Annotated in this window: 13 protein-coding genes; 9 read left to right on the top strand and 4 right to left on the bottom strand. The window is 51.9% G+C overall.

Going from position 1 to position 13960, the window contains the following annotated elements; genetic code table 11:
• Nucleotides 1–67 precede the first annotated feature (67 nt).
• Both sgrT and CNE01S_RS03790 read left to right on the top strand, forming a co-directional pair.
• Nucleotides 68–247 (top strand): glucose uptake inhibitor SgrT, encoded by a 180-nt coding sequence (gene sgrT, locus CNE01S_RS03785; RefSeq protein WP_008461749.1) that lies wholly within the window; start codon nucleotides 68–70, stop codon nucleotides 245–247.
• Between the two features lie 113 nt (nucleotides 248–360).
• Nucleotides 361–1539, top strand: a complete 1179-nt coding sequence (locus CNE01S_RS03790; protein ID WP_061273591.1) for a sugar efflux transporter — start codon at nucleotides 361–363, stop codon at nucleotides 1537–1539.
• A 38-nt stretch (nucleotides 1540–1577) separates the two neighbouring features.
• On the opposite strand, the gene leuD is transcribed toward CNE01S_RS03790, so the two are convergent.
• From leuD to leuA, 4 genes are read right to left on the bottom strand one after another with little or no spacing between them, the layout of a single operon-like run.
• Entirely contained in the window at nucleotides 1578–2183 is a 606-nt protein-coding gene (gene leuD, locus CNE01S_RS03795; protein WP_061273593.1) for a 3-isopropylmalate dehydratase small subunit, read from the bottom strand.
• Nucleotides 2184–2194: 11 nt separating this feature from the next.
• Entirely contained in the window at nucleotides 2195–3595 is a 1401-nt protein-coding gene (gene leuC, locus CNE01S_RS03800) for a 3-isopropylmalate dehydratase large subunit (RefSeq protein ID WP_061273595.1), read from the bottom strand.
• A gap of 2 nt (nucleotides 3596–3597) precedes the next feature.
• On the bottom strand, nucleotides 3598–4689 hold the full coding sequence (gene leuB, locus CNE01S_RS03805) for a 3-isopropylmalate dehydrogenase (protein ID WP_061273597.1): 1092 nt from the start codon (nucleotides 4687–4689) through the stop codon (nucleotides 3598–3600).
• Nucleotides 4689–6266: a 2-isopropylmalate synthase gene (gene leuA, locus CNE01S_RS03810; protein ID WP_038475613.1), complete on the bottom strand. Its 1578-nt coding sequence runs from the start codon at nucleotides 6264–6266 to the stop codon at nucleotides 4689–4691. Before leuA ends, leuB begins: the two co-directional genes overlap by 1 nt.
• Nucleotides 6267–6881: 615 nt before the next feature.
• On the opposite strand from leuA, the gene leuO reads away from it, so the two are divergent.
• From leuO to ftsL, 7 genes are all read left to right on the top strand, one after another.
• Entirely contained in the window at nucleotides 6882–7826 is a 945-nt protein-coding gene (gene leuO / locus CNE01S_RS03815; protein WP_061273598.1) for a transcriptional regulator LeuO, read from the top strand.
• 405 nt (nucleotides 7827–8231) lie between these two features.
• Nucleotides 8232–9956 carry an acetolactate synthase 3 large subunit gene (ilvI, locus tag CNE01S_RS03820; RefSeq protein ID WP_061273743.1) on the top strand — a complete coding sequence of 575 codons (1725 nt, stop codon included), beginning with the start codon at nucleotides 8232–8234 and terminating at the stop codon, nucleotides 9954–9956.
• Between the two features lie 2 nt (nucleotides 9957–9958).
• Complete coding sequence (ilvN, locus tag CNE01S_RS03825; RefSeq protein WP_008461768.1) at nucleotides 9959–10450, top strand: acetolactate synthase small subunit; 492 nt, start codon at nucleotides 9959–9961, stop codon at nucleotides 10448–10450.
• A 176-nt stretch (nucleotides 10451–10626) separates the two neighbouring features.
• The gene (gene cra / locus CNE01S_RS03830) at nucleotides 10627–11631 is read left to right on the top strand and encodes a catabolite repressor/activator (RefSeq protein WP_061273599.1); all 1005 of its coding nucleotides are present in this window, start codon (nucleotides 10627–10629) and stop codon (nucleotides 11629–11631) included.
• 562 nt (nucleotides 11632–12193) lie between these two features.
• A complete protein-coding gene (mraZ, locus tag CNE01S_RS03835) occupies nucleotides 12194–12652 on the top strand; it encodes a division/cell wall cluster transcriptional repressor MraZ (protein ID WP_008461772.1) in 459 nt (152 codons plus the stop codon).
• Nucleotides 12653–12654: 2 nt separating this feature from the next.
• A complete protein-coding gene (gene rsmH / locus CNE01S_RS03840; protein WP_061273600.1) occupies nucleotides 12655–13596 on the top strand; it encodes a 16S rRNA (cytosine(1402)-N(4))-methyltransferase RsmH in 942 nt (313 codons plus the stop codon).
• The gene (ftsL, locus tag CNE01S_RS03845; protein ID WP_061273602.1) at nucleotides 13593–13955 is read left to right on the top strand and encodes a cell division protein FtsL; all 363 of its coding nucleotides are present in this window, start codon (nucleotides 13593–13595) and stop codon (nucleotides 13953–13955) included. Before rsmH ends, ftsL begins: the two co-directional genes overlap by 4 nt.
• Nucleotides 13956–13960: the final 5 nt, after the last annotated feature.

The raw sequence follows: 13960 nt of genomic DNA on the forward strand, positions 1-13960 counted from the left end.
AAACTCATCAATTTAACTTTCCCTATATTACGTCAATAATCATCAGCGATGAAGCGAGGAGGTGTTTATGAAGCGGTCATCACCTGCGAAGTTTTTCCAACAGTACTTTGCCGCAACACAGTTTGTTTGTTCTGGATGGCTGGCTCGCCTGACGGTGGAGCAAAGACTAAGGATGCTCGAAGACTTGATGCAGTGGGAGGTTACAACCCCGATGCCCGAGAACGCCAACGCGCCGACTCATGTGTGACTGAGTATTGGTGCTTTTCACCGGCCAGCAGCTGTTTACTGCTGGCTTTTTTCGTTTAATCTTTACGTATTTAGCGAATACCTCTGACGACACTCTCCTTTTAAGGACACTCCATGCTCTGGTTTTTGACCCGCGCACGCCGTTTTAACCCTGTATACGCTGCCTTTATGGCCGTCTCCTTCATGATTGGCGTTGCCGGGGCGCTACAGGCTCCAACACTTAGCCTCTTTTTGACCCGCGAAGTTGAAGTTCGGCCCTTCTGGGTTGGCTTGTTTTACACCGTTAACGCGATAGCGGGGATCGGCGTCAGTTTGTTGCTGGCCAAAAGATCGGATAGCCGGGGCGATCGTCGCAGGCTGATTATGGTTTGCTGCGTAATGGCGGTGGCAAACTGCGTTCTTTTTGCCTTCAACCGTCATTATCTGACGCTGATTACGCTTGGCGTTATGTTTGCTTCGATAGCCAACACTGCAATGCCGCAGATTTTTGCCCTGGCGCGTGAATACGCCGACCGTTCCGCCCATGAAGTGGTGATGTTTAGCTCTATCATGCGTGCGCAGCTTTCCCTTGCCTGGGTTATCGGGCCTCCGCTTTCTTTTATGCTGGCGCTGAAATATGGCTTCACCACGATGTTCCTTATCGCTGCCGGGATATTCGTTATTTCACTGGCGCTGATTATTTTCGCGCTGCCGTCCGTGCCGAGAGTTGAACAGCCTGCAGAGGTGGCGATAACGCAGGTCAGCGGCTGGAAAGACAGCAACGTGCGTATGCTGTTTATTGCCTCAATGCTGATGTGGACCTGCAACACCATGTACATCATCGATATGCCGCTGTGGATAAGCCAGGATCTCGGGCTGCCGGATGAGCTGGCGGGCTTATTGATGGGCACGGCCGCCGGGCTGGAGATCCCTGCGATGATCCTCGCCGGTTACTACGTGAAGCGCTTTGGGAAACGTAACATGATGGTGGCGGCGGTGGCTGCGGGCGTGCTGTTTTACCTTGGGCTAATCCTGTTTCACTCTAAAACGGCGCTAGTGGTATTGCAGCTGTTTAACGCGGTATTTATCGGGATTATTGCCGGGATTGGAATGCTGTGGTTTCAGGATTTGATGCCGGGAAGGCCCGGTTCTGCGACGACGCTATTCACCAACAGTATTTCGACGGGCGTGATTCTGGCTGGCATACTGCAAGGCGCGCTGGCTGAGGGGCTGGGTCACTATTCTGTTTACTGGCTGATGGCGGCGCTTGCGGTGGTCGCGCTGTTTCTTACTAGCCGGGTTAAGAACGTTTAAGAGTTTCCCCTCGCCAGTAGAGGAGAGGGGAAAACGAATTACCGCATAAATGCAGGCAGCTTTTGCTCGTAGCCGGAAATAGCGGCTTCGTGCTGCAGCGTCAGGCCAATGCTATCCAGGCCGTTCAACATGCAGTGACGGCGGAAGCTATCCAGCTCAAACGAATAACTTTTCTCACCCGCCTGAACCGTCTGCGCTTCCAGGTCGACGACAAACTTAATGCCCGGCTGGGCGTCGACCAGCTTAAACAGTTCATCTACCTGCTCATCACTCAGGATGACCGGCAACAGCTGGTTGTTAAACGAGTTGCCGTAGAAGATGTCGGCGAAGCTTGGTGCAATCACCACTTTGAAGCCGTAATCGGTCAATGCCCACGGAGCGTGCTCACGGGAAGAGCCGCAGCCGAAGTTTTCACGCGCCAGCAGGATTGAAGCGCCTTTAAATTCCGGGTAGTTCAGCACGAACTCCGGGTTAGGCTGCTGCCCGGCATCGTCCAGAAAACGCCAGTCGTTGAACAGGTGTGCGCCAAAGCCGGTGCGGGTGACCTTCTGCAAAAACTGCTTCGGGATAATAGCATCGGTATCGACGTTTGCCGCATCCAGTGGAACGACCAGGCCGGTATGTTGGATAAATTTCTCTGCCATGGTAGTTCCCCTTATTTCAGTGTACGAATATCGGCAAAATGACCGGTAACGGCGGCGGCGGCGGCCATTGCAGGGCTAACCAGGTGGGTGCGACCCCCGCGGCCCTGACGGCCTTCGAAGTTACGGTTGCTGGTAGAGGCACAGCGCTCGCCTGGATTCAGGCGGTCGTTGTTCATTGCCAGGCACATTGAGCAACCCGGCAGGCGCCATTCAAAACCGGCTTCAATGAAGATCTTATCCAGCCCTTCTGACTCGGCCTGAGCTTTTACCGGACCAGAGCCCGGCACAACCATCGCCAGAACGCCAGGTGCGACTTTACGGCCTTTAGCGACTTCCGCCGCAGCACGCAGGTCTTCGATACGTGAGTTGGTGCAGGAGCCGATAAAGACTTTGTCGATGGCGACTTCTGTCAGTGGAATACCGGGCTTCAGGCCCATATAGGCCAGCGCTTTTTCTGCCGAGGCACGCTCAACCGGATCGTTAAATGACTCCGGGTTAGGAATATTATCGGTGACGGAAATAACCTGGCCTGGGTTGGTTCCCCAGGTGACCTGTGGCGCGATGTCGGCGGCGTCTAACGTGACGGTAGTGTCGAACTTCGCGCCTTCATCCGTACTGAAGGTTTTCCAGTACTCAACGGCTTCATCCCAATCCGTCCCTTTTGGCGCATGCAAACGACCTTTCACATAGCTGAAGGTGGTTTCATCCGGCGCAACAATCCCGGCCTTAGCCCCCATTTCAATGGCCATGTTACACAGCGTCATGCGGCCTTCCATGCTCAGGGCACGAATAGCATCGCCGCAGAATTCAACCACGTGACCGGTGCCGCCTGCGCTGCCGGTTTTGCCGATGATTGCCAGCACGATGTCTTTGGCGGTGATCCCCGGAGCTGCTTTGCCCTTCACTTCAATTTTCATGGTTTTCGCACGACCCTGTTTCAGGGTCTGCGTCGCCAGCACGTGTTCGACTTCGGAGGTACCGATGCCGAAAGCCAGCGCGCCAAATGCGCCGTGAGTAGCGGTATGGGAGTCGCCGCACACGATGGTCATGCCCGGCAGGGTGATCCCTTGTTCTGGCCCCATAACGTGAACGATGCCCTGATAAGGGTGATTCAAATCATACAGTTCAACACCAAACTCTTTGCAGTTCTTCATCAGTTCCTGCATCTGAATGCGGGCCATCTCGCCGGAGGCGTTGATGTCCTTGGTTTGGGTCGACACATTGTGGTCCATCGTGGCGAAGGTTTTCCCCGGCTGACGAACGGGTCGGCCATGGGCGCGCAGTCCGTCAAACGCCTGCGGGGAAGTGACTTCATGCACCAGATGGCGGTCGATATACAGCAGCGGCGTCTCTTCCGGGGCTTCATACACGACGTGGGCGTCGTACAACTTCTGATATAAGGTTTTGGCCATGATTACTTCCCCTGAGCTACGTAGCGGGCAATGATGTCGCCCATTTCGTCGGTGCTGACAGCGTGACCATCGCGGGCTAAATCACCGGTGCGGTGGCCTTCTTCTAACGCGCGGTTGATGGCGCTTTCGATAGCCTGGGCGGCTTCTTCGGCATCCAGGCTGTAGCGCAGCAGCAGCGCCAGGGACAGGATCTGCGCGATAGGGTTGGCAATGTTCTTACCGGCGATATCCGGCGCTGAACCGCCCGCAGGTTCGTACAGGCCAAAGCCCTGCTCGTTGAGGCTGGCGGACGGCAGCATGCCCATAGAACCGGTGATCATGGCGCATTCGTCGGAGAGAATGTCACCGAACAGGTTGGAGCACAGCAGCACGTCGAACTGAGACGGATCTTTAATTAACTGCATGGTGGCGTTGTCGATATACATGTGAGACAGCGACACATCCGGGTATTCTTTAGCGATTTCGTTGACGATTTCACGCCACAACAGTGAAGTTTGCAGCACGTTTGCTTTATCAATGGAGGTCACTTTGCTGCGGCGCTTGCGGGCAGACTCAAAGGCGATACGCGCAATACGTTCAATCTCAAAGCGGTGATAAACCTCAGTATCGAAAGCTTTTTCGTGCATGCCGCTACCTTCGCGGCCTTTCGGCTGGCCGAAGTAAATACCGCCAGTCAGTTCGCGAACGCACAGAATATCGAATCCGTTTGCAGCAATGTCGGCGCGCAGCGGGCAAAACTCTTCCAGCCCCTGGTACAGGCGAGCCGGGCGCAGGTTACTGAACAGTTTAAAATGCTTACGCAGCGGCAGCAGGGCGCCACGCTCAGGCTGCTCGGCCGGTGGCAGATGTTCCCACTTAGGGCCGCCTACCGAGCCAAACAAAATAGCATCAGCCTGCTCGCAGCCTTCGACCGTGGCCGGCGGCAGCGGGCTGCCATGGCGATCGATGGCGGCACCACCGACGTCATAGGTGCTGGTGCTGATGCGAATATCAAAACGGTGACGAACTGCATCCAGTACTTTAAGGGCCTGAGCCATCACTTCCGGGCCAATACCGTCACCCGGCAAAACTGCAATATGATAATTTTTCGACATTACACGGTTTCCTGATTTTGTTCTTTATTCTGATGTTGAGCTTTGCGTTGCAATTCTTTTTCGACTTCACCGGCGCGCCAGATGTTGTTCAGCACGTGCACCATCGCTTTAGCGGAGGATTCGACAATGTCGGTTGTCAGACCCACGCCATGGAAGCGGCGGCCGTTGTAATCCACCACAATATCGACCTGGCCCAGCGCATCTTTGCCCTGGCCTTTGGCGCTCAGGCTGTATTTCACCAGTTCAATGTTGTAATCGGTGATGCGGTTAATCGCCTGATAAACAGCATCGACCGGGCCGTTGCCGTTTGCCGCTTCGGCTTTAATCTCTTCGCCACAAACCAGCTTCACGGAGGCGGTAGCAATGCCGTTAGAGGCAGACTGCACGCTGAAATAATCCAGGCTGAAGTGTTCTGGTTCTTCCTGCTGCTTGTTGATGAAGGCCAGCGCTTCCAGGTCGTAGTCGAAGACCTGACCTTTTTTGTCCGCCAGTTTCAGGAAGGCGTCGTACAGATTATCCAGATTGTAATCGGCCTCTTTATAGCCCATCTCGTCCATGCGGTGTTTCACGGCCGCACGGCCGGAGCGTGAAGTCAGGTTCAGCTGTACCTGATTCAGGCCGATGGATTCCGGGGTCATGATTTCGTAGTTTTCGCGATTTTTCAGCACGCCATCCTGGTGGATACCGGAGGAATGAGCGAAGGCGCCGGTGCCGACGATGGCTTTGTTCGCCGGAACAGGCATGTTGCAGATCTGGCTGACCATCTGGCTGGTGCGCCAGATTTCCTGGTGGTTGATGTTAGTGTGCAGGTTCATGATGTCCTTGCGCACTTTGATAGCCATGATCACTTCTTCCAGCGAGCAGTTTCCCGCCCGCTCGCCGATACCGTTCATTGCGCCTTCAACCTGGCGAGCGCCCGCATGAACGGCCGCCATTGCATTACCTACGGCCAGACCCAGGTCGTCGTGGGTGTGCACGGAGATAATTGCTTTATCGATATTTGGCACTCGCTCGTACAGGCCGGTGATGATGTTGGAAAACTCAAACGGCATGGTGTAGCCGACGGTGTCAGGAATGTTAATGGTGGTGGCGCCTGCGCTGATAGCGGCTTCCACTACGCGGGCCAAATCGGCAATCGGCGTACGGCCGGCGTCTTCACAGGAAAACTCTACATCATCGGTGTAGTTACGGGCGCGTTTCACCATATAAATAGCGCGCTCAATGACTTCGTCCAGCGTACTGCGCAGCTTGGTGGCGATGTGCATTGGGGAAGTGGCGATGAAAGTATGAATACGGAAGGCTTCAGCGACTTTTAAGGATTCGGCAGCAACATCTATGTCTTTCTCAACGCAGCGGGCCAGGCCGCAAACACGGCTGTTTTTGATATTGCGGGCAATAGTCTGTACGGATTCGAAATCACCAGGGGAAGAGACGGGGAAACCGACTTCCATGACGTCAACGCCCATTCGCTCCAGCGCCATAGCGATCTGCAATTTCTCTTTTACACTCAGGCTTGCCTGTAAAGCCTGTTCGCCGTCGCGCAATGTAGTATCAAAAATAATGACTTGCTGGCTCATGGTTTGGTCCTTTATCTGTCTGAGCGCCTTCGCGACGAGCATAAAAAAACCCGCGCATTGGCGCGGGTTTTTTCTGTCTGAAGGCTTGAATCAACGCTGATTGTCGCCCACCAGTCTACCGCGCAAATAAGCTGCGTTTAGTAGTAGACCAAGTAGGCGGATGCTGCGATTCATGTTTCAAGCCCTGTGCAATTTCGTGTTGTATTTATTGGTACTTGATCTCCACGCAGGTGTCAACCTTTAGACAAGCAGTGGGATCGCAGGAAGGGTAAGTAGCAGGATCTCGTTCAGTGAAAAATACTGTGAAAGAAAGTTTTCTTAATATATTAATTAAGATTAAAGGAATTGATGCTATCTAATAATGTGCTGAATTATTGAAATTAATCTTATGAATATGACAGAACTCATGTATTGTTCCTCGTCTGACAGGTTTCTTATTTTCGATAAAAGCCGAGGTTCTTTATATCGGTGAGTTCTATGGAATGTTTCATCATCATCAATAATAAGCGTGCTGGTTACGCGAATTGTTAAAATCGAGTCCTGGCAGGAAATATAAAATGGAACTTCAAACTTATGTATTGTGAAATGGACCCCAATTCATTACTGGAGTAAAAAATGGATTGCAGAAGAAATAAGAGTCGGGAGGCTCTGGATACCATAAAACCCCGGCTACGTAATGTAGACTTAAATTTGCTGACTGTTTTTGATACGGTAATGAGAGCGCAAAGTATCACCGGTGCAGCCAAGTTGTTGGGGATGTCTCAACCTGCGGTCAGCAACGCTGTTTCCCGGTTGAAAACGACCTTCAATGACGAGTTATTTGTACGTAATGGGCGAACTATACAAGCAACGACAAGAGCTTTTCAGCTTTATGACGTCATTCGTGATGCCTTGCAGATGGTCCAGAATGAGCTACCTGAAGGGAATTTTGATCCCTTGAGTAGTAAGCGTCAGTTTACGCTTTGTATAGCCAGTCCTTTGGACAGTAAAATAATGTCGCGTATTTTAGATACCACTAAATATGCTGCGCCGAATGTTCAATTAATTTTTAAGTCTTCTTTTAATGGCGATATTGAACGGCAGCTACGCTATCAGGAAGTTGACTTTTTGATTTGCTATGATGAAATCATGTGCCCTGAATTTAAAAAAATATCTTTGTTCGAGGATGAGATGGTTTTAGTCACCGGCAAAGAACATCCCGGCTTTTGCTCGCCATTAACGGCGCGCGATTTCTATCATCAGAAGCATGCAGTCACTTCCCCTGAATGTTATGGCTCCTTCAGTTCGCTCTGGTATGACACGTTGAATAAGCAAAAGGCGATTGCCTATCAGGGGATGGCAATGACCTGTGTATTAAACGTGGTTTCACAAACTCGGCTGGTGGCCGTTGCACCACGCTGGCTGGTTGATTCAGTATCTACTGAATTGAATCTTAAGGTATTCCCTTTGCCTTTCATCCAGAAAGCTCGCACCTGCTATTTATCGTGGTATAGCTCAGCGGGGCAAGACAAGGGGCATTTGTGGATGCAAAACCAAATAGCAACAAGCTTATGCCAATAACATCAGCAGCATTTTGGATTTTCGGGCCTAAACAGCCCGTTTCCACTTTTTAAAATAAAAAAGCCAGTATTTTCAACTTAAGCATTTTCTGACTGTGGTCTTCTGACAGCAGCATCATGCTAAATTAATACATAACACACTGCGTTTTTCCGCATCTTTGACATATTCGTCAAGAGTCACCCCCCGTATTTAGTCGATCGCTCCGCCATGCACGATTTTTATAGCGGTGAGCGCAATTTCTTCTTTCCCGCTCGCCCTGGCGGGTAATTGCCTGACGGATCTTGAGCGGTTATGTTAATGGGCTAAACCTATAAAAACGATACAGGCAGAGACACAACCTGTCGCAACGACGGCGTGGAAATGATTTCTGCGCGCGGTCAAAAACGTGAGCCTGGAGGCAAAACCATGGAGATGTTGTCAGGAGCCGAGATGGTCGTCCGGTCGTTAATCGATCAGGGCGTAAAGCAAGTATTCGGCTATCCGGGAGGCGCAGTTCTCGATATTTACGATGCGCTTCATACTATGGGCGGAATCGATCATGTGCTGGTGCGCCATGAGCAGGCTGCCGTGCATATGGCCGACGGTCTGGCGCGAGCTACCGGAGAGACCGGCGTTGTGCTGGTGACTTCGGGGCCTGGCGCGACGAATGCCATTACCGGCATCGCTACCGCCTATATGGATTCTATTCCGATGGTCGTGTTGTCCGGGCAGGTCGCAACTTCATTGATTGGTTACGACGCCTTTCAAGAATGCGATATGGTCGGTATCTCTCGACCCGTCGTTAAACATAGCTTCCTGGTAAAACAGGTTGAGGATATCCCGGGGATTATCAAAAAAGCCTTCTGGCTTGCTTCTAGCGGCCGCCCAGGGCCAGTGGTGGTTGATTTACCCAAAGACATCATGAGTCCGTTGAACAAGCTGCCGTATACCTGGCCAGATGCAGTCAGTATGCGCTCTTATAATCCAACGACGCAGGGCCACAAAGGGCAGATTAAGCGCGCGCTACAGACGTTGATTGCGGCAAAAAAACCGGTGATGTACGTAGGTGGCGGCGCGATCAATTCGGCCTGTGAGGCAGAATTGTTCACCCTTGCTGAAAAGGTAAATATTCCGGTTGTCTCTTCGCTGATGGGATTAGGTGCGTTCCCCGCCACGCACCGGCAGTCGTTAGGTATGCTAGGTATGCACGGCACCTACGAAGCCAATATGACGATGCATCATTCGGACGTTATCTTTGCCGTTGGCGTGCGCTTTGATGACCGAACCACAAACAACCTCGCAAAATATTGCCCGAATGCGACGGTGTTGCATATTGATATTGATCCTACGTCTATCTCCAAAACCGTTGCGGCGGATATCCCTATTGTGGGGGATGCCCGTCAAGCTCTGACACAAATGCTGGACTTGCTTGCTCAGGAAGAAATTCAGCAATCCGGGGATGACATTCGGGACTGGTGGCAGCAGATTGAACAGTGGCGGGCTCGTCAGTGTCTGGAGTTTGACCGCAACAGCCCGGCGATCAAGCCGCAGGCGGTCATTGAAACAGCTTATCGCCTGACTAAGGGTGATGCTTATGTGACTTCTGATGTTGGCCAGCACCAAATGTTTGCCGCGCTTTACTACCCGTTCGATAAGCCGCGTCGTTGGATAAATTCAGGTGGCCTGGGCACGATGGGCTTTGGTCTTCCTGCAGCGCTTGGCGTGAAGATGGCGCTGCCGGATGAAACGGTCATTTGCGTCACCGGCGATGGCAGTATCCAGATGAATATCCAGGAGCTTTCCACCGCGCTGCAGTACGGCTTGTCGGTTCTGGTTTTAAACCTTAACAACCGTTATCTCGGCATGGTGAAACAGTGGCAGGACATGATTTACTCGGGTCGCCACTCCCAGTCTTATATGGAGTCGCTCCCGGACTTTGTTCGCCTGGCTGAAGCTTATGGCCATGTGGGGGTTAGCATTACTAAGCCTGAAGAACTGGAAAGCAAACTGGCTCAGGCACTGGAAACCGTGCGCGGTGGGCGACTGGTGTTTGTCGATGTGACGGTTGATGGTACAGAACACGTTTATCCGATGCAGATTCGCGGTGGCGGAATGGATGAAATGTGGTTAAGCAAAACGGAGAGAACCTGATTATGCGCCGGATATTATCTGTCTTACTGGAAAATGAATCAGGTGCGTTGTCCCGGGTCATTGGTCTGTTCTCTCAGCGTGGCTACAACATTGAAAGCCTTACCGTAGCGCCTACGGATGATCCCACGCTTTCTCGTATGACGATCCAAACCGTGGGTGATGAGAAAGTGCTGGAGCAGATTGAAAAGCAACTGCATAAGTTAGTGGATGTTCTGCGCGTCAGTGAGCTGGGGCAGGGAGCTTATGTTGAACGTGAAATCATGCTGGTGAAGGTGCAGGCCAGTGGATATGGTCGCGAAGAAGTGAAACGCAGTACGGAAATTTTCCGTGGGCAAATCATTGATGTGACGCCAACGCTTTATACTGTCCAACTTGCCGGGACCAGCGATAAACTCAACGCTTTCCTTGATACGATCCGTGATGTTGCGAAAATTGTCGAAGTGGCCCGCTCGGGTATTGTTGGCGTTTCACGCGGCGATAAGATCATGCGTTAGTCACTAATGTGATCTAATTCACATGCCCGGTAATCACTGCCGGGCTTTTTTTTGCAAATAAGAAAACAAGCGCCTGCAAAAGCGGTTGCCGGAGTTATTATTCTGCGTTTAGATGTGAATGTCGTTAACCATAACCAGGGCATGGTTATGGATCACCTGGAGAGTAAGGGGCTACAGTGAAATTGGATGAAATCGCGCGTCTGGCAGGCGTGTCGCGCACCACGGCAAGCTACGTCATCAACGGAAAAGCAAAGCAGTATCGCGTCAGCGATAAAACCGTTGAGAAAGTCATGGCGGTGGTACGCGAGCATAATTACCACCCTAATGCGGTAGCCGCCGGGCTACGTGCAGGACGCACGCGTTCTATTGGGCTGGTGATCCCAGACCTGGAAAACACCAGCTACACCCGTATAGCAAATTACCTTGAGCGTCAGGCTCGCCAGCGCGGTTACCAGCTTCTGATTGCTTGTTCTGAGGATCAGCCTGACAACGAAATGCGCTGTATTGAACATCTTCTGCAGCGGCAGGTTGATGCCATTATAGTGTCTACTTCCTTACCGCCGGAACATCCCTTTTATCAGCGTTGGGCAAACGATTCGTTCCCGATTATTGCGCTCGATCGTGCGTTAGACCGTGAACATTTCACCAGCGTTGTCGGTGCCGATCAGGACGACGCAGAAATGCTGGCTGAAGAACTGCGGAAATTCCCGGGTGACAACATCCTTTACCTCGGTGCGTTACCCGAGCTGTCCGTCAGCTTCCTGCGCGAACAAGGATTCCGCACTGCCTGGAAAGATGATCCTCGCACCGTTAATTATCTCTACGCCAACAGCTATGAGCGTGAAGCTGCCGCTCAGCTTTTTGAAAAATGGCTGGAAACTCACGAGATGCCGGATGCGTTGTTCACAACTTCCTTTGCGCTGCTGCAGGGCGTGATGGATGTAACGCTGCGCCGTCAGGGGCGATTACCTTCGGAATTAGCCATCGCCACCTTTGGCGATCATGAGCTGCTGGACTTCCTGCAGTGTCCGGTACTGGCTGTGGCACAGCGTCACCGCGATGTTGCTGAGCGTGTGCTGGAGCTGGTGCTGGCAAGCCTCGATGAGCCACGTAAGCCAAAGCCAGGGTTAACCAGAATTCGCCGCAATCTTTATCGCCGGGGGAGCTTAAGTCGTTACTGATAAAGAGATCATTATCAGCCACTTAAAGTTAATTAAGATTTTTCCCGTATATTTACCCTTATTTTTTAAGGCAATTAATTAGGCGGGAAAAATCGGGTAAAAAAATCCCCGTCGCGAAATAAATCTCTCCTTTGTATTATTTTGTTACACACCAGCAGTTAAGAAATGTTGGATTATTAATCATTAGCAACCTCTCTTTACTTCTGTCTTGCGCAGAGCCAGCGCCAGACGGGCATCTGGCGCTGTTCACCCGCCATGAAATACCTTAAAATGCCGGCCGCGTCGCAAACTGGGTACTTAATATTTCTCTAAACAAGTATTCGGTCGTTTTAACGCTGTTGATGTTTATTGGTCTTTTTCTTTCAAATATTCATAACGTTAATTTTTGCCTCGCCAATGCGGGCTTTTCACGCCAGCCATTTATCAATCGCTTAGGCGCGGGAATTTATTCCTGTAAGCGGCCTGGCTGGCTTGACAAGGTTTTCCTCCCCTCCGTAAACTCCTTTATGTGGGAATTTGTGGGTTAAAGTGGTGAAATGGGTCATTAAAGGGTGAGGCTGGCATGTTCCGTGGGGCAACGTTAGTCAATCTCGACAGCAAGGGGCGGCTCGCCGTACCTACCCGTTACAGGGAAAAGCTGATCGAAACCTCAGAAGGTCAGATGGTTTGTACCATCGACATCCATCACCCATGCCTGCTGCTTTATACCGTTCCCGAGTGGGAAATCATTGAACAAAAGCTTGCCCGTCTGTCGAGCATGAACCCTGCAGAACGCCGCGTGCAGCGTCTGTTATTGGGACATGCCAGTGAATGTCAGATGGATAACGCCGGGCGATTGCTGTTGGCGCCCGTTTTACGGCAGCACGCCGGGCTTACCAAAGAAGTCATGCTGGTCGGCCAGTTCAATAAGTTTGAGCTGTGGGATGAAGCGACCTGGCATCAACAGGTCAAGGAAGATATCGACGCTGAGCAGGGTTCGACAAATACCTTGTCGGATCGTCTGCAGGACTTGTCACTTTAGAAATGATGGAAAATTTTAAACATACTACGGTGTTGCTGGACGAGGCCGTGAACGGCCTGAATATTCGTCCCGACGGCATCTACATTGATGGCACTTTTGGTCGCGGTGGCCACTCACGCCTGATTCTGTCCCAGCTTGGTGAGCAAGGACGGCTACTGGCGATCGACCGCGATCCGCAAGCGATCGCTGCGGCTGCCGCTATCGATGACCCACGCTTCTCCATCATTCATGGCCCATTCTCTGCGCTTGCAGATTACGTTCGTGAGCGCGAACTGGACGGCAAGATAGACGGCATTTTGCTGGATCTCGGCGTCTCTTCTCCTCAACTGGATGATGCAGAACGCGGTTTTTCGTTTATGCGCGATGGGCCGCTGGATATGCGTATGGACCCAACGCGAGGTCAATCCGCTGCCCAATGGCTGATGACGGCGGAAGAAGCCGATATTGCCTGGGTTATTAAAACCTTCGGTGAAGAACGCTTTGGTAAGCGCATTGCACGCGCCATCGTTGAGCGTAACCGCGAAGAGCCGATGACCCGTACCAAAGAGCTGGCGGCCGTCGTCTCTGCCGCTATGCCGGTTAAAGATAAGTTTAAGCACCCGGCTACCCGAACATTCCAGGCCATCCGTATCTGGATTAACAGCGAGCTGGATGAAATTGAAAAAGCGTTAAACGGCTCGTTGGAAGCATTGGCGGTTGGCGGTCGTTTATCGATCATCAGTTTCCATTCTCTGGAAGATCGCATTGTTAAACGCTTTATGCGTGAAAAGAGTCGTGGTCCACAGGTTCCGGCAGGAATACCTATGACGGAAATGCAGCTGAATAAGCTGGGCGGTCGCCAGCTTAAAGCGCTCGGCAAAATGATGCCTGGTGAAGAAGAAGTCGCGGAAAACCCGCGCGCTCGTAGTTCTGTTTTGCGTATTGCGGAGAGGACTAACGCATGATCAATCGGGTGACAGAAACCCTCAGTAGAGTGACGCAGCTCGGTAGCAACGAGCGACATGCGTTGCCTACCGTGATTGGTGGCGATCTTCTGCGCCACGGGAAACTGGCACTTTGCTTGTTCGTCGCCATTATTGTGACTGCGGTTTCCGTAGTCACGACGGCGCACCATACCCGTCTGCTTACCGCGCAGCGTGAGCAGATGGTACTCGAACGTGATGCGCTGGATATTGAATGGCGCAACCTGATTCTTGAAGAAAATGCGCTCGGCGATCATAGCCGGGTAGAACGGATCGCGACGGAAAAGCTGCAGTTGCAGCATGTCGATCCTTCGCAGGAAAACATCGTAGTTCAGCAATAAGGAAT

The organism is Cedecea neteri NBRC 105707 = ATCC 33855, from assembly GCF_001571265.1.
GTDB classification, from domain to species: Bacteria; Pseudomonadota; Gammaproteobacteria; order Enterobacterales; family Enterobacteriaceae; genus Cedecea; species Cedecea neteri.

What these genes read in the sequence shown, in the direction of transcription:
- leuO (WP_061273598.1), top strand. Translation starts at nt 6,882, where the DNA reads ATGGATTGCAGAAGAAATAAGAGTCGGGAGGCTCTGGATACCATAAAA.
- leuD (WP_061273593.1), bottom strand. Translation starts at nt 2,183, where the DNA reads ATGGCAGAGAAATTTATCCAACATACCGGCCTGGTCGTTCCACTGGAT.
- leuA (WP_038475613.1), bottom strand. Translation starts at nt 6,266, where the DNA reads ATGAGCCAGCAAGTCATTATTTTTGATACTACATTGCGCGACGGCGAA.
- CNE01S_RS03790 (WP_061273591.1), top strand. Translation starts at nt 361, where the DNA reads ATGCTCTGGTTTTTGACCCGCGCACGCCGTTTTAACCCTGTATACGCT.
- sgrT (WP_008461749.1), top strand. Translation starts at nt 68, where the DNA reads ATGAAGCGGTCATCACCTGCGAAGTTTTTCCAACAGTACTTTGCCGCA.
- mraZ (WP_008461772.1), top strand. Translation starts at nt 12,194, where the DNA reads ATGTTCCGTGGGGCAACGTTAGTCAATCTCGACAGCAAGGGGCGGCTC.
- leuC (WP_061273595.1), bottom strand. Translation starts at nt 3,595, where the DNA reads ATGGCCAAAACCTTATATCAGAAGTTGTACGACGCCCACGTCGTGTAT.
- ilvN (WP_008461768.1), top strand. Translation starts at nt 9,959, where the DNA reads ATGCGCCGGATATTATCTGTCTTACTGGAAAATGAATCAGGTGCGTTG.
- leuB (WP_061273597.1), bottom strand. Translation starts at nt 4,689, where the DNA reads ATGTCGAAAAATTATCATATTGCAGTTTTGCCGGGTGACGGTATTGGC.
- ilvI (WP_061273743.1), top strand. Translation starts at nt 8,232, where the DNA reads ATGGAGATGTTGTCAGGAGCCGAGATGGTCGTCCGGTCGTTAATCGAT.
- rsmH (WP_061273600.1), top strand. Translation starts at nt 12,655, where the DNA reads ATGATGGAAAATTTTAAACATACTACGGTGTTGCTGGACGAGGCCGTG.
- ftsL (WP_061273602.1), top strand. Translation starts at nt 13,593, where the DNA reads ATGATCAATCGGGTGACAGAAACCCTCAGTAGAGTGACGCAGCTCGGT.